General features: G+C 42.1%; 18 protein-coding genes and 1 pseudogene. 13 read left to right on the forward strand and 6 right to left on the reverse strand.

The window, feature by feature from the left end:
• Window positions 1–433 precede the first annotated feature (433 nt).
• A pseudogene (locus ACYTXL_RS14310) lies at window positions 434–664 on the reverse strand (DUF433 domain-containing protein).
• Window positions 665–1,088: 424 nt separating this feature from the next.
• Here ACYTXL_RS14310 and ACYTXL_RS14315 point away from each other — a divergent pair.
• Window positions 1,089–1,556 carry a PEP-CTERM sorting domain-containing protein gene (locus tag ACYTXL_RS14315; RefSeq protein ID WP_461925315.1) on the forward strand — a complete coding sequence of 156 codons (468 nt, stop codon included), beginning with the start codon at window positions 1,089–1,091 and terminating at the stop codon, window positions 1,554–1,556.
• 140 nt (window positions 1,557–1,696) lie between these two features.
• Here ACYTXL_RS14315 and ACYTXL_RS14320 read toward each other — a convergent pair whose 3' ends face one another.
• The 4 genes from ACYTXL_RS14320 to ACYTXL_RS14335 form a co-directional block, all read right to left on the reverse strand.
• The gene (locus ACYTXL_RS14320) at window positions 1,697–1,981 is read right to left on the reverse strand and encodes a DUF427 domain-containing protein (protein ID WP_461925316.1); all 285 of its coding nucleotides are present in this window, start codon (window positions 1,979–1,981) and stop codon (window positions 1,697–1,699) included.
• Window positions 1,982–2,115: 134 nt separating this feature from the next.
• Window positions 2,116–2,652: a universal stress protein gene (locus ACYTXL_RS14325; RefSeq protein WP_461925330.1), complete on the reverse strand. Its 537-nt coding sequence runs from the start codon at window positions 2,650–2,652 to the stop codon at window positions 2,116–2,118.
• A gap of 561 nt (window positions 2,653–3,213) precedes the next feature.
• Window positions 3,214–3,957, reverse strand: coding sequence for a hypothetical protein (locus ACYTXL_RS14330; RefSeq protein WP_461925317.1), 744 nt, complete (start codon window positions 3,955–3,957; stop codon window positions 3,214–3,216).
• 364 nt (window positions 3,958–4,321) lie between these two features.
• Complete coding sequence (locus ACYTXL_RS14335; RefSeq protein ID WP_461925318.1) at window positions 4,322–6,592, reverse strand: RelA/SpoT family protein; 2,271 nt, start codon at window positions 6,590–6,592, stop codon at window positions 4,322–4,324.
• Window positions 6,593–6,906: 314 nt separating this feature from the next.
• On the opposite strand from ACYTXL_RS14335, the gene patD reads away from it, so the two are divergent.
• Window positions 6,907–7,326 (forward strand): heterocyst frequency control protein PatD, encoded by a 420-nt coding sequence (patD, locus tag ACYTXL_RS14340; RefSeq protein WP_461925319.1) that lies wholly within the window; start codon window positions 6,907–6,909, stop codon window positions 7,324–7,326.
• 42 nt (window positions 7,327–7,368) lie between these two features.
• Window positions 7,369–7,590, forward strand: a complete 222-nt coding sequence (locus tag ACYTXL_RS14345; RefSeq protein WP_461925320.1) for a hypothetical protein — start codon at window positions 7,369–7,371, stop codon at window positions 7,588–7,590.
• A 53-nt stretch (window positions 7,591–7,643) separates the two neighbouring features.
• Here ACYTXL_RS14345 and ACYTXL_RS14350 read toward each other — a convergent pair whose 3' ends face one another.
• Window positions 7,644–8,240, reverse strand: coding sequence for a TetR/AcrR family transcriptional regulator (locus ACYTXL_RS14350; protein ID WP_461925321.1), 597 nt, complete (start codon window positions 8,238–8,240; stop codon window positions 7,644–7,646).
• A 299-nt stretch (window positions 8,241–8,539) separates the two neighbouring features.
• Here ACYTXL_RS14350 and ACYTXL_RS14355 point away from each other — a divergent pair, with 299 nt between their 5' ends.
• The 10 genes from ACYTXL_RS14355 (at window position 8,540) to ACYTXL_RS14400 (ending at window position 18,128) form a co-directional block, all read left to right on the forward strand.
• Window positions 8,540–10,129 carry a DHA2 family efflux MFS transporter permease subunit gene (locus ACYTXL_RS14355; RefSeq protein WP_461925322.1) on the forward strand — a complete coding sequence of 530 codons (1,590 nt, stop codon included), beginning with the start codon at window positions 8,540–8,542 and terminating at the stop codon, window positions 10,127–10,129.
• 480 nt (window positions 10,130–10,609) lie between these two features.
• Window positions 10,610–10,741, forward strand: a complete 132-nt coding sequence (locus ACYTXL_RS14360; RefSeq protein ID WP_461925323.1) for a hypothetical protein — start codon at window positions 10,610–10,612, stop codon at window positions 10,739–10,741.
• A gap of 104 nt (window positions 10,742–10,845) precedes the next feature.
• A complete protein-coding gene (cysH, locus tag ACYTXL_RS14365) occupies window positions 10,846–11,571 on the forward strand; it encodes a phosphoadenosine phosphosulfate reductase (protein ID WP_461925324.1) in 726 nt (241 codons plus the stop codon).
• 68 nt (window positions 11,572–11,639) lie between these two features.
• Window positions 11,640–12,893 carry an exonuclease subunit SbcD gene (gene sbcD, locus ACYTXL_RS14370; RefSeq protein WP_461925325.1) on the forward strand — a complete coding sequence of 418 codons (1,254 nt, stop codon included), beginning with the start codon at window positions 11,640–11,642 and terminating at the stop codon, window positions 12,891–12,893.
• A 162-nt stretch (window positions 12,894–13,055) separates the two neighbouring features.
• Window positions 13,056–13,685: a restriction endonuclease subunit R gene (locus ACYTXL_RS14375; protein WP_461925326.1), complete on the forward strand. Its 630-nt coding sequence runs from the start codon at window positions 13,056–13,058 to the stop codon at window positions 13,683–13,685.
• A 630-nt stretch (window positions 13,686–14,315) separates the two neighbouring features.
• Entirely contained in the window at window positions 14,316–14,846 is a 531-nt protein-coding gene (locus tag ACYTXL_RS14380; protein ID WP_461925331.1) for a YdcF family protein, read from the forward strand.
• 317 nt (window positions 14,847–15,163) lie between these two features.
• On the forward strand, window positions 15,164–16,327 hold the full coding sequence (locus tag ACYTXL_RS14385) for a GuaB3 family IMP dehydrogenase-related protein (RefSeq protein ID WP_461925327.1): 1,164 nt from the start codon (window positions 15,164–15,166) through the stop codon (window positions 16,325–16,327).
• A 74-nt stretch (window positions 16,328–16,401) separates the two neighbouring features.
• On the forward strand, window positions 16,402–16,524 hold the full coding sequence (locus ACYTXL_RS14390; RefSeq protein ID WP_461925328.1) for a hypothetical protein: 123 nt from the start codon (window positions 16,402–16,404) through the stop codon (window positions 16,522–16,524).
• A 250-nt stretch (window positions 16,525–16,774) separates the two neighbouring features.
• On the forward strand, window positions 16,775–17,098 hold the full coding sequence (gene trxA / locus ACYTXL_RS14395) for a thioredoxin (RefSeq protein WP_265275256.1): 324 nt from the start codon (window positions 16,775–16,777) through the stop codon (window positions 17,096–17,098).
• A gap of 217 nt (window positions 17,099–17,315) precedes the next feature.
• Window positions 17,316–18,128 carry a carbon-nitrogen hydrolase family protein gene (locus tag ACYTXL_RS14400; protein ID WP_461925329.1) on the forward strand — a complete coding sequence of 271 codons (813 nt, stop codon included), beginning with the start codon at window positions 17,316–17,318 and terminating at the stop codon, window positions 18,126–18,128.
• Window positions 18,129–18,133: the final 5 nt, after the last annotated feature.

Below are 18,133 nucleotides of genomic sequence, written 5' to 3' on the forward strand. Positions count from 1 at the left end.
GTCTGCTGGTTAGAGAATTGCGTAACAATAAGTATCAAAAAGTATAAGTATTTTAGCGATCGCCCTTTGGAGAAAAACTTTTTGGTTTACTGATTACAAAGACAGACGCAGACGTTACGAATGTTTGTCTGTTAGCAACAACAGCTTAAGCATTTATTATAAATGGATACTCATTTGCTGCGATTGCGTACTCATTTGTAGCGATCACTGTCTCATTCATAACTAATGCTTAAAATTTAATCTAACAAATTAAGTATTAATTATAAATGGCTACTCATTTGTAGCGATCGCGTACTCATTTGTAGCAATTGCGTACTCAGTTATAGCGATCGCTTATGCATTTGTTATGAATGCTTGCACCTTAGTAATGACAGCTTGTTTATTTGTAGCAAATGCTTATGTTGTTATCAACAAGCAATAAACATTAAACTTTTCATGCACTTCTTAGAGGCACTTCAATTTCTTCAACTCGCCATGCAGCATAGGCAAGCGCCTCATAAATATCAGCTTCTTCGAGGTAGGGATATGCTTTGAGGATATCGCTATTGCTGTGTCCAGATGCCATTAAACCAATGATAGTACCAACAGTGACACGCATTCCTCAAATACAGGCTTTACCGCCCATCACTTCTGGATTACGGGTAATTCTGGTGATATTTTGCATGGTTGTTGCCTTGCCTCACTATGTGGGTTTACCTACTTAAGTAACTACACCTTGTCTATTCGTTACAAAAATACAAGCCGTTGTTACAAATGTTTGAACCTTAGTAACAATAGTTTGTTTATTTCTAGCAAATGCTTATACCTTTGTTATAAATAGTTAAGCAAACCTGATTAATATACAAACATTTCTAGCAAATGATTAGACCTTTGTTGTAAATAGTTAAGCAAACCTGATTAATATAGAAGTTATCGTAACAAATGGCTTTGCTTGTTTTTTTAAGTCATGCCTTTTGCTTGTTAGCTATAATTATAAAGTTATATCAATGGCAGTAAACCGCGCACCAAGCGATCACTATGGTTAAGTAAGTGTAAAATCGTCAAGTTATAGATTCATGTCTTTTGCTCTAAAAATGGATTCACAATCCGTGACAAAAAACAATAGAAAAAAGGCTGTCGCTCAAGCTATTTCTACAGCCGTAGCTCTGGGCTGGGCAATAATGCAAGTAGAATCAGCACAAGCTGCTACTTTGGCAGTTAACAATCTCAATAACAGTGATAACACCACTAACGTCGGCGATTTAACTATCTCTACTCCTACGCTAATAATTCTTAATAGCACCAGCGGCAATTCTGGGGAAATCAACGCTGCTCTAGGAGGTAACATAACTCTCAGAGCCGATGATCTTCTTATATTGAAACCAGTACCCAAACCCAGTGCGATCGCTGGTGGTAACATTAATTCAGGAGCAGGAGGCAACATTACTATTACATCTGGTACCATTTTCCTGGCAAGAGTACCCGAACCAAGTGCGATCGCTGGTAGTATACTTGCTGGTAGTCTGGCTTGGCTGGCGAAGAGAAAGCAAGCAGCATTTCGCAAGGCGAAGGTATAATTACGTCTTAAAATAAATTTGCAAATACTTTAAATACGAAGCCCGCTCAGACTTTTCTCTGCGCGGGCTAATTATTTTATGGGCAATTAGCCGAAAATAATATCAATTTCCTGAAACTAAAATACTTCCAGGAACCTTTATTAAGCCTCAACTTTTACACCCCTCCAGAAGGCCACATAGCCTTCAATATTCTTAGCCTTCTCCTTGGCGCTGGGATAGTACCAAGCAGCATCTTTATTAATTTGCCCATCAACGTCGATACTGTAGTAGTTGGCGACACCTTTCCAAGGACAAGTGGTGTGGGTGTTGCTTTCTGTAAAATACTGTTTGTTAATGGTGTCAACAGGGAAATAATGGTTGCCTTCCACAACTACGGTATTATCACTCTCGGCTAAAACAGTTCCATTCCAAATTGCTTTCGGCATAAATGACTTTGTAAATAAACTATACACATAACATTTTGACACGATCAGCTTATTTGTAGGTGGTCAAACGAGCAGCAGGCGATCGCGCCCCTCGTTACACGTCCCACCACCCCTGATTTATGCAATGTTAGTGGTTAGTTAACCCTTAAAGTGCTTGTAGTTTGTTTGAGAAGTTCATCTGTTTTAGGAGTAAGTGAAAGATGTACAACATGCACTGAACAAGGAGCATGATGAAGCACGTAGTTACTCACACTACCGAGAAATAGTTCCATTACTCCAGAACGACCCCGACGCCCCATAACAATTAGGTCAGCGTCATAATTACGGGCTAAGTCACAAACAATCCGACCAGGATTTCCAATATTTTGTGTAAATTCCGTAGTGACACCTGCTGTGTTAGCTTGGGCACAAAAAGATTGCAACATTTGGATTCCTTGATTTTTAAAGGTATCCCACTGGTTTTGGTATAACTCGAAGCTTTGACTGGTCAATCCTGGATAGTAGTCCAAATTAGACAGCATAGGGACGTAAGGACTACCCTCTTCTTCGGGAGATAGGACATGCAGTAGCATTAAGCTAGCTTGTGTTAACTTTGCTAAACCCAACGCTTCCTCAAAAACCTGTTGCCCTATTTCCGAGCGATCTAACGCAACTAGAATCTTTTTATACATCATAATAGACCTCTGATTTCATTGGTAATTGCTCTTTACGGTTTCGGGTTTCCAAATGCTGGATTGTCAAAAATGACCAAACCCTCAACTATGTTTAGTAACTTTTGAATTTTAAATTTCTTAAAGGTTTTCGCCCCATCTTTATATATAGCAAAATAATTTCAGGGTTCATTAGAGTCAACCTAAATTGTTACTAAAACTTATACAGTACTTACGTATTGACAAAATAGGCAAAAAATGTGTTGAATAAATAGCGCACGATTTCATTCGCCGTGTAAACAATACCTAGCCTATCAGCAGCTTTCGGATTATATGCTTTGTAGAAATTCTCATAAAGCACTTTTAAAAACTTCTGCTTTTCATGATGATTGTAGATATTCGCAGCAGTTCTTCTAATGACACCATAGTAACGCTCAATAGTAAGTAGGAAGGCACAATTAAATATAAGATAAAACCTCACCCTCAATCCCTCTCCGTGAGTTCGGAGAGGGAAGCCGGAGGCAGAGTAAGGTTTTATATTTAATTTGACCCACTCACTTACCAAGAGTATTCTTTTTAGTGCTACCTGTAAAAAACGTATCGATTATACTTTTTAAAAGCAATATTATTTTCTCGATGAAACTGAGATTCATTGAAGATGCTGATAAAAATGTCTTCAGTTAAAATATGCTGAATCATCATTTCTCTAATATCCAGCAAAGTGATTTCAGGATTAATTGATTCTTTGCAGATACCCCAAAATTTAGCCCTCGCTGTTTCAAAAGCTGCGTTTGTTTCGATTTGACTATCAATTAAGTCCCGCAAAGCATTTATAACAGTCGGTAAGTCTTCCTTAAAAGTTTCAATCGCCTCACGAAAATCTTTAACTTCCGGGCGAACATAGTTAATAAAATATGTAATTATTCCATCTAGCGCGTCAGCATCTTTCATCAGGACACGCATAGTTTCGTGTCCACCCTGAATTAAAACTGCTGTCTTCAAGTCTTCAAACAGAATATTACTATCTGGGTAGCCTTTTATGAGCTTTTTCTCAATTTCTTGGTCGAGATTGTCATATTCATCTTTACTTTCCCGATAGCCCCAATCCAAACGCAAAGCATCTTTAACAGTGCCATCTGGATAAACAACTTTGCCGCTAGCTGTTTTATAATCTAGTTCGGGAATAAGTCTAAATTCTCTAGGTTTGCAATATTCATTAACTAAGTTTTGAAATGCAACCCGAATCGATGTTTCTTTACGTGAACCGCCATATTGGATAATTCTTTCTACTTCTGTGTGATATTGACTAACCAAAAGTTTGGACATACTTTATCAAACTTTTATACTTTTAAAGTATGTCCAAACTAGCCTTAATTCTTACTAACTAATACCCGTGATATCCACAGCTAAAATATGAAGATTAAAGAAAGGTTAAAGTTAAATTTTAGGTGAAAAAACGTGAATTTACAAATAACATCATATCTTAATAGAGGCTATGACAGACGAAGCCTATTAAAGATGTAAAATATACTGCCGTTGATTTGGAATTATTAAATATAATCCAATTATTTAAGTAAAAACACTGTATATTGATTTCCTCCTCTCTTCCTCTGCGCCCTGTGCGCCTCTACCGTTCGACTCCTAAATTGGTGCGTTACACTGCGTTAACGCACCCTACCAATTGGGACACCTACTCGTCAATTTGACCAACACGGTGGATATTCAAAATGTCGCTCATTTTCTTAATTTGGACGAACACTTGCTCTAATTGAGAGCGATCGCGTATATCTATTCCTAAGTCGATCAATGCAGGTTGACCAATAGAGGTTTTCACCTGGGCATGGCGGACATTGATCCCTTGGTCACTCAACCGTGACAAAATATCCTTTAGCACCCCTACGCGGTCAAGGGCTTCAATTTGCACATCCACTGGATAAGTATGCGGACAACCACTATTTTCGGCGGTTGGGTTCCACCTAACTGGTACTAAACGCTCATACTCCACACTCTCCAGATTATGGCAGCCTTGGCGATGAATCGAAATCCCCCTACCTCGCGTCACCACACCAATAATTGGTTCGCCAGGAATCGGGGTACAACATCCAGCTAAATAATACACCAAACCTTCCACCCCAACAATTGGCGAATATGTGGAGCGGGAGGTAGTTACAGGTACATCTCGCAAAGCTTTTGATGTAGTTGGTTCTTTGGGGATAAATGGCGACACCGTGAAAACTGGTTGTTGTCCCTTCGCTACTTCTCGCCAACGATTTAATACCAAGTTCAACGTCACTTCACCGTAACCCAAACCGGCAAGTAAATCTTCCACACTATGGTAGTTACACTTTTCGGCGACAGTCTCCATTGCATCCGACTTCAGCAAACTATCAAAACCAGTTTTACCAAGTTCCTTTTCTAACAACTCCCGTCCACGCGCAACATTTTCTTCCCGGCGCGATCGCTTGTACCATTGTTTTATCCGATATTTCGCCGCCGAAGTCCTAACAAAGTTCAACCAATCTAAACTCGGATGGCAGTTCTTTTGGGTGAGAACCTCTACAATATCGCCATTTTGCAGCCGCGTTGACAGTGGCACCATTCGCCCATTCACCCGCGTCCCTGAACAGTGGTTTCCGACTTCGGTATGAATGCGATAAGCAAAATCTATAGTCGTAGAACCGGGACTTAAAGGAACAACATCCCCCTTAGGGGTGAAGACATAGACATCATCTTCAAATAGATTGTCTTTGATGCTATCAAGATATTCTTGTGCATCCTTGAGATCACTTTGCCACTCCAGCAGCTGCCGCAGCCAAGTAAACTTGTCATCTGTCGCTGTCAAATGGCTAATACTAGAACCTCCTGTTTCTTTATATTTCCAATGGGCGGCAATCCCATACTCGGCGATATGATGCATTTCGATTGTCCGAATTTGCACCTCTAAAGGACGACCAGTTAGGCCAATCACCCCAGTATGCAACGACTGGTAACGGTTAGGCTTTGGTAGTCCAATATAGTCCTTAAATCTTCCAGGAATTGGCCGAAAAGCATCATGAACCACCGCCAGCGCCCGATAGCATTCCTCATTGCTTTGGACAATAATTCGCAGCGCTGCTAAATCGTAAATTTCATGAAATTCCTTTTGCTGTCGGTGCATTTTTTGGTAAATGCTATAAAGGTGCTTGGGACGACCACTGATATCTTGAAAGTTGATTCCGGTTTGCTGCAAACGTTCCCGTAAAATGTCTGTAGCTTTGGTCAATTTCTCTTCTCGCGCCGTCCGTTTTTCGGAAACAAGTTCCTGCATTTGGCGGAAAGCTTCCGGTTCCAAATACTTAAAAGCCAAATCTTCCAGTTCCCATTTAATCCGCCAAATCCCCAAGCGATTGGCTAAGGGCGCGAAAATATCTCGCGTTTCTTGGGCACTGCGGCGGCGGCTGGCCTCTGACATATATTGTAAAGTTCGCATATTATGCAAACGGTCTGCCAATTTCACCACAATGACTCGAATATCTTGCGCCATTGCCAAAAACATCCGCCGGAAATTTTCGGCTTGGCTTTCGGTTTTGCTGGTGAAATTGATTTTAGAAAGCTTGGTGACACCTTCGACCAATTGCCGCACTTCTGGACCAAAGCGCTGTTCTATGTCTTCACTGGTAACTTCTGTATCTTCAACTACATCATGCAGAAATCCAGCTGCTATCATAGCGGCACTCCCCCCCAAGTCACGCAGCAAATCAGCTACAGCAATGGGATGAGCAATGTATGGTTCTCCAGATTTGCGGTATTGACCTTGATGCAGTTGGTAAGCAAATTCAAATGCTCGACCAATTAAGACGGTATCATTATACCTTCGGTCATCTTCAGCTGCGCCGCTAGTTATCGATGACTCCTTCAAACATTTTTTTAACCATTCTGGAATAGCTAGATCGGCTGATGAATTTATCGCTATGCTGCTCATACAATTGGGTTTAGAGAGGATTGGTAGATAAGTGAAAGATAAATAAAACTACCAGCATCGCCCTGAAAAGATGCTGTCGTTCAAAAAAACAGTGTTAGGATGATTCTCCAATTGCCGATAGCGCAGCCTTAGCGACGCAGGAGCGTCTGGTAGTCATCCAGTTTGAGTTTCAAGGATCATAAATTTTAAAATCGATTGATGGCAAACAAAGCCTCAAATCACGACTTGAGGCTTTTAGTGCTGATAAACGATTAAGTAAAGTTTATTGTAGAAGAAAAATTACTTGACATTAATACTATCTTAAGTACCACTAGATGTCTTTAAATCGTGAGAAATATCAGGCATTTGTAACCTTACTAGAGCAATTACGCTCCGATGCCACAACTACGCAAATTGTTGCACCCGAACTGCGGCAAGGTATAGCCTCGTTGCAGCAATTCTTTAGGCAACAGATTGTGCCTTTGGCTGATGTTGGCGTTGGCGTTGGCGAAGCATCTGGTAGAGAAGCATCTTGTAGAGAAGCCTCTCCCCAAGGAGAAGACTGGCGAGTGCAGTCTTATCAAACGGAAATGAGCAAGCAATTGCGCCTGTTGGAAATAGATGTGATGTTTTTGCAAGGAGCGCGGCAGGCATCTACTGCACAAACGAGACTTCAAACGATTAGCGATCGCTTGACAATCCTCATTCAATACTGTGATGCCATTCTGCAACCAGAAGTGGAAGGAGAAAAATAACAATTATTTACCTTTTTCTCTAATTATTCCATCATCTCATTTATGACCTATACTGGAAAGTTATTTTGGCAACAAGTTGGAATTGGGCATTGGGCATTAGTCATTGCACCCCACACACCAGATGCTTCTCCCAAGGGGAGAAGCTGCGCGAACAAGTTGGCAGAGCCGCCCAACGCCAAAGCTCCCCTTAATCCCCTCGCCGCAAGCGGGGAGGGGATTAAGGGGAGCTTTGGCGGGGTGGGGTTCTTGGGGTTTAATAAGTAATCAAGCGGACATAATATTAGGAGTTAGGAATTAGAAGAACTCTTCCCCATGCCCTATGCCCTATTCCCAATCCCTCTGAGAAGAAGATTCATTGTACGGCGTATGTATGCTTCTACTGGCTCGGCTGTGGGTTTGAAGATCAGTGCATAATATAGTGACCCGCTCACAAGATCGATAATTAAGTCTACGTCTGCATCTTTGTGAATTTCGCCTCTAGACTTGGCACGCTCAAGTATTTTAGCAAAGGCTTCACGTCGGAGTTTGGTATATTTTGTCCAATAGACCTCGGCAAACTGAGGATTGCTAGACGCTGTACTAATGATTAGGGCGAGTGTCTGACGACCAAGGGGACTATCTATTTTTTTGGCGGCATTATTAATTAGGATATCCATGTCTCCCCAAAAGCTGCCACTACCGGGGATCGCTAAATCATCTCTGAGACTTTCTATCGCGTCTGCAACTAGTTCTTCTTTGGTAGTGTAACGCCGATAGATGGTGGTTTTACCAACTCCAGCACGGGAAGCGATCGCTTCTATACTCATACTTTGATATCCTACCTCTGCAAGTAGCTCCAAAGTCGCTTGCAGAATAGCTTGGTCAGCGTAGATGCTGCGTGGGCGTCCAGAGGGGCTGTTGATTTGCTTACTCATAAAAATATCATCCTTAAGCAATATCTTCTTGGCAATTTGCTTCTACCTTTGGGCATAGAACATAGCATCTGGGAAACAAATAAGCCCTATACCCGGATTTTTCATGCACGAAAACAGCAGCAGTGACCATCCATCTTTAGCATAAGTATTTCTGCCACTTTTTATTCAAAGCTCTCTTGACCGTTTCTATATGATACGCTACCGTAGCGTATATATACAATACTTAATTTTAGCTTTGGCGTAGGCGTAGCCCAACCAAGGCATTGCTTGACATCTTCCAAATATTAATTGTGCTAACAATGGCTACCAACATTAAACGTTCGACTTTTGACCAATTTGGTTATGTGCAGGGGCCATTGAAGTGGGCGATCGCTTTTACGGCTTCCCTTGGTGCAATCTTAGAAGTAATTGATACTAGTATTGTTAACGTTGCGCTGACGGATATCCAAGCTAGCCTGGGTGCAACTGTCAGTGAAGTAGGTTGGGTGGTGACAGGATATGGAATTGCAAATGTCGTCTTAATTCCCTTATCTGCATGGCTGGGAGATTACTTTGGGCGCAAAACCTACTTTATCTTCTCGTTGATTGGCTTTACCATTGCCTCGGTTTTATGCGGGTTGGCATTTAATCTACCGATGCTGATTATTTCTCGAATTATTCAAGGTTTATGTGGTGGCGGGTTGCTAGCTAAAGCACAAGCGATTTTGTTCGAGACTTTTCCACCTGCTGAACAAGGTTTGGCCCAGGCAGTTTTTGGGGTAGGTGTAATTGCTGGCCCAGCCATCGGCCCAACATTGGGGGGATTCCTGGTAGATGGTTTGGGCTGGCGGTGGATTTTCTTTGTGAATATTCCCTTCGGGATCATTGCAGTGGCGATGTCCTTCGCATTTTTGCCCAAAGATAAAGATCAGAAAGAGACACAAAGCCAAGCCGTCGATTGGTTCGGGATTGGATTTTTGGTGATTGCTGTTGGCTGTATGCAAACTTTGTTAGAGGAAGGAGAGACAGACGACTGGTTTTCCTCCAATTTCATCACCACGTTAGCGATCGCTAGTATTATCGGCTTGGGGTTGTTTATTTGGCGAGAACTGAAAACAGATCACCCGGCTGTGGATTTGAGAGTTTTGCGTCACCGGTCTTTAGCTGCGGGAAGCGTTCTTTCAGCAGTGGTGGGTATGGGGCTTTATGGAACACTCTTTGCTGTGCCGATATTTGCTCAAAGTGTGCTGCACTTTACGGCAACGCAGACAGGATTATTGTTAGCGCCTGGGGCTTTAGCGTCTGCGATCGTGATGATTTTATTAGGCAAACTCTCTAGTAAAATTGATGCCCGATTTTTAATTGCAATGGGCGCTGTCGGCTCATCTGGAGTCATGTTTCAACTAGCAACAATTACCCCACAAACTGGCACAGATGATTTATTTTGGCCATTGGTATGGCGTGGGGGTTTTACTGTGTTGATGTTTCTCCCTTTGAGTTTGGCAGTTTTAGGCCCCTTACCCAAACAAGATGTTTCTGCTGGCTCTGGTTTCTATAACCTCACCCGACAACTGGGTGGTAGCATCGGCATTGCCCTACTTACTACTCTGCTTGATCGACGAGAAGCTTTTCATCGAGCCATCCTATTAACAAAACTTAGTCCTTATGATCCACAAACCAATCAGCGCCTCGACTTGCTCAATGGGGCACTCCAAAGCCAAGGCATAGATGCGGCAACAGCGCAACAACAAGCACTAGCTTTAATTAGTCAAATAGTAGATACCCAAGCTGCTGTTTTATCTTACGCAGATTGCTTTCGAGTCGTAGGGGTAGGGTTCCTTTGCTCATTACCTTTATTACTATTCCTGGGTAAAGGCGGTGCAGGAGCGAAAGCGCCAGTCGGTCATTAGGTGTAAAATAAATAGCGATCGCATCCCTATTTGAAACTCTCTAATGGCAAAACTACGTAAAAACACGGGTTTTAAATTATTTTCTGCCCAAAGTCACACAAAAAAGTTAATATACACGGTTTTATGTGAACAACAAAAGTAAAAGCCCCGCTCAGTTTTGAGCAGGACTATGTGAAGTCTTGTTGCTAAAATTAGAAATCTTTAATCTTAGAAAAAGTTCATGATTGTAATAATCCCAACGCTGGTCAAGATCATGAAAGCGCCCATAATCATAGATTGTCCTAAAGCATTGGGCAATTTTGAATTGTTCATTTAAGTAAAATCCTTTTTGTTAATAGTTCCTTAACCATATCAAACTCAGTATAAATATCCAGAAAACTATTGTAAAACTTAAATTTCCGTAAAGTTTCTTAGTAAATATCGTAATTCTTACTTATGTAATTTATGTAATGATTTCTACTGACCATTTGTTATTTACCAATGCCCAAGACTTCTCTACGAGAGGCTGCGCCAACGACGTCGCTCCTTCTCTTCTTAGGCTGCGCCAACGGCGCCGCTCAGTACAAGTCAGTACAAGTGCCCAATGCCCAATGCCCCATTCCCAGAATATAGTAATTCCCGAACAGAATAATTACCTTATCTCCGAGCGGAATAGGCGTCTTTATGGGATAAGATCAATATTAATCAAGGTAAAAATATTTGAATAGAAGATTATCATGACAGTCTCCACGGCATCTAGAAACCAAACGATCGCTTTTGACTTAGAGAAATTAAATGAGCAATTTGAAACTGCCACTCCCAAAGAAATACTGGCATGGTCTATAGAAAATATCCCAACGGGACTGGTGCAAACCAGCGCCTTTAATGTGGATGACATGATAATTACCCATATTCTTTACAGTGAACTGAAGCATCCCGTTCCTGTAATCTTTCTGGACACCTTGCACCACTTCCCTGAAAGCCTAGAATTAGTAGCTAAAGCCAAACAAATCTACAACCTCGATTTGCAAACTTACAAAACTCCAGAACTAAATACCCGCGAAGCCTTTGAAGCCAAGTACGGCGAAAAACTCTGGGACAAGGATATTGCTCAATTCCACCACATTACAAAAATTGAACCACTGCTACGCAGTCTAGATGAACTCAACAGCGTCGCTTGGATAACTGGGCGCCGCCGTGACCAAGCAGTAACCCGTGGGAATATGCCCATATTTGAATTAGATAATAAAGGTCGGCTGAAAGTAAATCCTATAGCTACGTGGACACGTAAAGACAGCTGGGTTTACGTGGCTGAACACGGAGTCATCTACAACCCTCTACACGACAAAGGTTATCCCAGCATTGGCGACGAACCCATCACCACTAAAGTCGGCGAAGGCGAAGACGAACGCGCCGGACGCTGGCGGGGAAGTGATAAAACAGAATGTGGAATTCATATTTAGTCATTGATCATTAGTCATTAGTCATTAGTATTAGACAAAGGACAAATGACAAAGAACAAAGGACAAATATGATCAAAATCCTCCACCTCTCTGATGTCCACATGGGAAGCGGCTTTTCCCACGGGCGAATTAATCCCGCAACTGGATTAAATACACGATTGGAGGATTTTGTCAATACCTTATCTAAATGTATTGACCGAGCATTGGCAGATGCGGTTGATATGGTGATATTTGGTGGTGACGCTTTCCCGGATGCTACACCACCGCCTTATGTACAACAAGCTTTTGCTAGCCAGTTTCGCCGTCTGGTGGATGCCAATATTCCGACAGTGCTGTTGGTGGGAAATCATGACCAACACTCCCAAGGACAGGGAGGAGCGAGTTTAAATATTTACCGCACCTTGGGAGTACCAGGATTTATTGTTGGTGATACATTAACTACTAACTGCATGGAAACCCGTAATGGCAAAGTGCAAGTAATCACCCTCCCTTGGCTAACCCGTTCCACTCTGATGACTCGCCAAGAGACTGAAGGTTTGTCTTTGGCGGAAGTCAACCAACTGTTAACAGAACGCTTGCGAGTTGTTTTAGAAGGGGAAATTCGCCGTCTTGACCCCGATGTGCCAACTATCCTTTTGGCTCACTTGATGGCTGACAATGCTACCTTGGGCGCAGAACGCTTTTTGGCAGTAGGTAAAGGCTTTACTCTCCCCCTATCTTTGCTGACGCGACCTTGTTTTGATTATGTAGCCTTGGGACACGTCCACCGCCACCAGAATCTGAATAAATCCAACAACCCGCCGGTGATTTATCCAGGAAGTATTGAGCGGGTAGATTTCAGTGAAGAAAAAGAAGATAAAGGCTATGTAATGCTAGAACTGGAGCGGGGGAGGGCTGAATGGGAATTTTGTCCCTTAACAGTTCGGACTTTCCAGACCATTGAAGTGGATGTCTCAAAAGCAGATGATCCGCAAGTGGTGTTAATGAAAGCGATCGCCAAGTATGATATTCAAGATGCTGTAGTGCGGCTAATTTACAAACTCCGCTCCGAACAAATGGATTTAATTGACAGTTCCTCGCTACATACTGCTTTAAGTCTTGCTCATACCTACACCATTCAAGCAGAATTAGTCAGTCAACTAGCTCGACCTCGTATTCCTGAATTGAGTGCAAGTAGCAGCATCGACCCAATGGAAGCCTTGAAAACTTACTTGAATAATCGTGAAGACCTCAAAGACATCGCAGCATCAATGCTGGATGCAGCACAGAAGTTGCTAACAGATGATGTGGAAGTTTGGCTAGAAGCAGCAACTATTGAATAGGATAAAATACAAATTATCTTTTTATGTTTTAAAGGCGATGTCAGACCAGAAACTGATGTGAATCTACGACATATCATATTCGGGAAACTACTCACAAAAAGGGTTTTTTATTTTGCATAATTAGAATTTATATAATTCCTTATTCTCCACTCTCCAAAATCGATGACGCAAACAATCCAAGCAAAGGACATCGAGTTACGGTACTTAATCGATAACTTTGGTATTCAGTTAGTTTTGGATGACTCATTCTTGTACGAATGGCAAGAAGATTTATCAGAAATTAATGATTTAGACAAACAACTTTTAGACAAAGTGAAAACGGGTTATTTAAATCTTCTTAATTACCCACCTTTACTAGAAGATGTAGTCAGAATGGCAGTTGTAGACCCATTACTTTTTATTGGGGATTTTTATCTAGCTCCGTTTTACGTAAAATCAGAAGAATCTATAGATATTACTGTGCCAGATGAAGATGTCATCATCAAAGGCAGAATAGATACATTAGTTTTAAAAGAGCAATTATGGGTAATGATTATTGAGTCTAAAAGAGCTTCATTTTCAATTGAAGAAGGACTCGCACAAATTCTTGCTTATATGTTAGAAAATCCCTATACTGATAAATCTAGTTTTGGTATGATTGCCACAGGAAGCGAGTTTATTTTCGTGAAATTAGTCAAAGGAAATCTATCGCCTTATGCTTTATCAAAGGGTTTTTTGATGCGAAACTCTGGAAATGAATTGTACGACGTGCTAACTATACTAAAATGCCTGACTAAGTTGGTGAGTGCTTAAATCTTATCGATTCATTCTCATCATCAATTAACATCCTCATAAGCTGATGTGCAGCTAAATTGTATAACACGAAAACGTAAAGTTATTGTAGTGCGGGCAACCTGAGCGCCTCGCATATACAAATTAAATACGCAACAGCTTACTTGAACCATTACCATCAGGCTGATTAACAGGTGAAGTCTATCTCAACTTCAAACCTGGAAATTTATTTGAATTGTGGGTTCTAAGTCAATCCAGTTCACTTAAGGATTTCTTCCTTCTCTTCCTTTGCGTCCCTCTGCGTTTAAAAAATTAAGTCCCACTAAATTGGGTTCTCCGACAAGCTGCTAGAACCCTTTGATAGATTGTCCGATACAGGTTAGGATAATTCATCAATCAGACGAAAAACTTCAAACACGCTTAATCGCGCTGTAGGGGCAATACCCTGCGGGAAGCTAAAGCTACATAAATTGCCCCAGAGCGCCTGTCATTGTTGCGTAAGTCCTATTTGTATTTGAGCAGATTTTTTAGGAGTTTGCTACTCTACTATCAATTGTTGTTTTTCTTCTAACCAGAGGAAATTTTAGATTCAGTAAATTAAGTTATCGAGCCTTGAATAAGTTACTGTTTACAGGTAAATATTTTCGTTTTATGGCTTTTGTGGTACCACTAATCATGTGGTGGGGATACAAAGAAGTACAAAACCGATTTGTACAGCCGCAAGCAGTTGTAGTGTTAGGTGGTTCAACGAGACATTTAGAGCGAGAGAAGTTTACAGCAAAATTTGTTCGTGAGCATCCAAATATACCTATTTGGATTAGCGGGGGTAGTCCACGTAGATTCACCCAACGAGTGTTTACCAAAGCTGGTATTGATCCCAAACGTTTACACTTTGACTATGAGGCTGTAGATACAGTTACTAATTTTACTACGTTGGTGGATGATTTGCAATCTCGCGGCATCAAGAGCGTTTATTTGATTACTTCCGACTTCCATATGCGCCGGGCTTGTGTCATCGGCGAAATTATTTTGGGTAGTCGAGGTATTTATTTAAAACCAGTCCCAGTTCCTTCAGAAAACCCCCCTGAATCTATCAAAAAATCTATCCGCGATGGAGCTAGAGCCATACTTTGGTTAGCGACTGGTTACACTGGTGTAGATGCAGCTAAAAATAAACAATAAATCATCAGTGGTAATTTGCATGATATTGACCTAACTGAATATCATGCAAATTAAGAGAATTAATGGCAACAATCGTGAGATTAACTAAGTAATAACAGGCAAAAGCTAGTGCAATACCAACCTTCAAACAACACAATATAAAAACCAATTAACAATTTTTGCTAATTTGCTTGCTTGATGAATACTTTGCGTCTACGAAAGTTTCGAGCGGCGGCTTGGGTAACTCGAATTTATCTGTGTAGTTCGGGGAAAAAAACGTCCCAATTCCCTCCACAATTTGATACCCTAGCTTAAACAGATTTGAGAAAAATTAAAGCGTGGAAATTCAACTTGGGCGGGGAAAAACAGCTCGCAGAGCTTACGGAATAGATGAAATTGCTTTAGTCCCCGGTAACAGAACACTAGACCCCAGTTTGGCAGAGACTAAGTGGCGGATTGGCAATATTGAGCGAGAAATCCCGATAATTGCCAGTGCGATGGATGGCGTAGTAGATGTTCGCATGGCTGTACGTTTGTCACAGTTAGGAGCATTAGGTGTCCTCAATTTAGAGGGGATTCAAACTCGTTATGCCGATCCAGAGCCTATATTAGATCGAATTGCCTCTGTGGGGAAAGATGAATTTGTTGCCCTGATGCAAGAACTCTATGCCGAACCAATAAAGCCAGAATTAATTGAACTACGTATTCAGCAAATTAAACAACAAGGTGGCATTGCGGCGGTGAGTGCAACTCCAGCCGGTGCAAGTAAATACGGTGAGGCTGTGGCCAAAGCTGGGGCAGATTTATTTTTTATCCAGGCTACGGTAGTTTCTACTGCACATCTATCACCAGAGTCTTTAGTACCTCTTGATTTAGCAGAATTTTGCCGTTCCATGCCCATCCCCGTGGTGTTGGGAAATTGCGTGACTTACGAGGTTACTTTGAATTTGTTGAAAGCTGGGGCAGCTGGGGTACTGGTGGGAATTGGTCCTGGTGCCGCTTGTACTTCTCGTGGCGTGTTGGGTGTGGGTGTGCCACAAGCGACTGCGATCGCCGATTGTACTGCGGCACGAGATGATTACTACAAGGAAACTGGCAACTATATTCCGATTATTGCTGATGGCGGTTTAATCACTGGTGGCGACATTTGTAAATGCATCGCCTGCGGTGCCGATGGCGTGATGATTGGTTCCCCCTTTGCCAGAGCCGCCGAAGCCCCAGGACGAGGTTATCATTGGGGTATGGCGACTCCTAGCCCAGTCTTACCTCGTGGCACCCGCATTCGCGTTGGCACCACTGGTAGCTTAGAGCAAATCCTCATTGGGCCAGCAGCACTAGATGATGGCACTCACAATCTTTTAGGAGCCTTAAAGACGAGTATGGGCACCTTAGGAGTCAAAAATATTAAAGAAATGCAACAAGTGGAAATTGTGATTGCGCCTTCCTTATTAACTGAGGGTAAAGTTTACCAAAAAGCTCAACAATTGGGTATGGGGAAATAGAATTGGGGCATGGGGCATGGCGGATAAAAGAGACAAGGCAGACAAGGGGGGACAAGGAGAAAAACCAATGCCCAATGCCCAATACTTCTCTACGAGAGGCTGCGCCAACGACGTCGCTACTTCTCTACGAGAGGCTGCGCCAACGACGCCGCTCAGTACAAGTCAGTACAAGTGCCCAATACCAAATTCTTGAATAAATTTTTCCAGCCCCCTAAACAATTGCTGGAAAAATCTGATATGTCACCTACAATAGAGATAGCGGAGACGCATGTTTCCGTTCACTCCTCACACCACACTCCGCCCGGACTATTGTTCGGGCGGTTCCTTATGTTTGTAAATAAAATAAGAGAGCTTCTTTGCAAATGTACATCCTCTACTCCAAAGCTGATGTTTTTGCTATGGTAGAATTTTCACCAAGCTCTGATATTATTGGCGAAGGTTTTAGGCATGTCAACAGCCGCACAAGTTACCGATTCTAGTTTCAAGCAAGAAGTACTCGACAGCGATGTACCTGTTTTAGTTGACTTTTGGGCACCCTGGTGCGGACCATGCCGTATGGTAGCTCCTGTTGTCGATGAAATCTCCGAACAGTACAAAGGTCAAATAAAGGTTGTAAAAGTCAATACAGATGAAAATCCTAATGTTGCTAGTCAGTACGGCATCCGCAGCATTCCCACATTAATGATTTTTAAGGGTGGACAAAAAGTGGATATGGTGGTTGGCGCAGTGCCTAAAAGTACATTAGCTTCCACTCTCGAAAAGTATCTTTGAAACTCAATCGGCAATAAAATCCTCTTGAGTTATCCATTTTGTTCTAACTTGAGGTTAATTTTTATAAACAAGTTTGAGAGACACGAAATTCCCGTCTCTCAAACTTGTTTACATTTGTATACACCCTTCGATTCAGAATATTTTTAGGAGTTTTCTAGAAGTAACGATATATTCTAATAATCTCTCTTCCATAAATCAACTGTTCGTTGTTGAATCTATGAAGTCTTATTTAGCCGCCGCTATTCAATTGACCAGTGTGCCCGATCTACAGAAAAATTTGGCACAGGCAGAAGAATTAATCGAGCTTGCCGTGCGTCAAGGTGCGGAATTGGTCGGTTTGCCAGAAAACTTTTCCTATATGGGAGAAGAAAAAGATAAACTCGCCCAAGGCGATGCGATCGCTCGTGAAAGTGAAAATTTTCTCAAAAAAATGGCTCAACGCTTTCAAATTACGATCTTGGGCGGCAGCTTTCCACTTCCGGTAGACAATACAGGTAAAGTTTATAACACCACTTTACTCATCGACCCAAACGGTGAAGAACTTGCCCGCTACTACAAAGTACACCTATTTGATGTTGATGTCCCCGACGGCAATACCTATCGGGAATCCAGCACTGTGGTAGCTGGTACGCAACTACCGCCCGTGTATTCCTCAGAAAAACTTGGTAATTTAGGGCTTTCTATTTGTTATGATGTCCGCTTCCCTGAACTGTACCGTCATCTGGCAGATAAGGGAGCTGATGTTATGTTTATTCCCGCCGCCTTTACCGCCTTTACTGGCAAAGATCACTGGCAAGTACTACTACAAGCCAGAGCGATCGAAAATACCGCCTATGTCATTGCTCCTGCCCAAACAGGCAATAACTACGCCCGCCGTCTAACCCACGGACACGCGGTTATTATCGACCCTTGGGGCGTAATTTTAGCCGATGCTGGGGAAAAACCGGGAATTGCGATCGCCCAAATCAACCCCACTAGGCTCGAACAAGTCCGCCGTCAAATGCCTTCTTTACAACATCGGGTATTTTAGGCGCT

This window comes from Nostoc sp. (assembly GCF_054880495.1).

Excerpts from the sequence above, each read along its gene's own strand:
- ACYTXL_RS14345 (WP_461925320.1), top strand. The coding sequence starts at position 7,369 with ATGACCTATACTGGAAAGTTATTTTGGCAACAAGTTGGAATTGGGCAT.
- ACYTXL_RS14390 (WP_461925328.1), top strand. The coding sequence starts at position 16,402 with ATGCCCAATACTTCTCTACGAGAGGCTGCGCCAACGACGTCGCTACTT.
- ACYTXL_RS14320 (WP_461925316.1), bottom strand. The coding sequence starts at position 1,981 with ATGCCGAAAGCAATTTGGAATGGAACTGTTTTAGCCGAGAGTGATAAT.
- ACYTXL_RS14380 (WP_461925331.1), top strand. The coding sequence starts at position 14,316 with ATGGCTTTTGTGGTACCACTAATCATGTGGTGGGGATACAAAGAAGTA.
- cysH (WP_461925324.1), top strand. The coding sequence starts at position 10,846 with ATGACAGTCTCCACGGCATCTAGAAACCAAACGATCGCTTTTGACTTA.
- ACYTXL_RS14400 (WP_461925329.1), top strand. The coding sequence starts at position 17,316 with ATGAAGTCTTATTTAGCCGCCGCTATTCAATTGACCAGTGTGCCCGAT.
- sbcD (WP_461925325.1), top strand. The coding sequence starts at position 11,640 with ATGATCAAAATCCTCCACCTCTCTGATGTCCACATGGGAAGCGGCTTT.
- ACYTXL_RS14360 (WP_461925323.1), top strand. The coding sequence starts at position 10,610 with ATGCCCAAGACTTCTCTACGAGAGGCTGCGCCAACGACGTCGCTCCTT.
- patD (WP_461925319.1), top strand. The coding sequence starts at position 6,907 with ATGTCTTTAAATCGTGAGAAATATCAGGCATTTGTAACCTTACTAGAG.
- ACYTXL_RS14350 (WP_461925321.1), bottom strand. The coding sequence starts at position 8,240 with ATGAGTAAGCAAATCAACAGCCCCTCTGGACGCCCACGCAGCATCTAC.
- ACYTXL_RS14375 (WP_461925326.1), top strand. The coding sequence starts at position 13,056 with ATGACGCAAACAATCCAAGCAAAGGACATCGAGTTACGGTACTTAATC.
- ACYTXL_RS14335 (WP_461925318.1), bottom strand. The coding sequence starts at position 6,592 with ATGAGCAGCATAGCGATAAATTCATCAGCCGATCTAGCTATTCCAGAA.
- ACYTXL_RS14330 (WP_461925317.1), bottom strand. The coding sequence starts at position 3,957 with ATGTCCAAACTTTTGGTTAGTCAATATCACACAGAAGTAGAAAGAATT.
- ACYTXL_RS14325 (WP_461925330.1), bottom strand. The coding sequence starts at position 2,652 with ATGTATAAAAAGATTCTAGTTGCGTTAGATCGCTCGGAAATAGGGCAA.
- trxA (WP_265275256.1), top strand. The coding sequence starts at position 16,775 with ATGTCAACAGCCGCACAAGTTACCGATTCTAGTTTCAAGCAAGAAGTA.
- ACYTXL_RS14355 (WP_461925322.1), top strand. The coding sequence starts at position 8,540 with ATGGCTACCAACATTAAACGTTCGACTTTTGACCAATTTGGTTATGTG.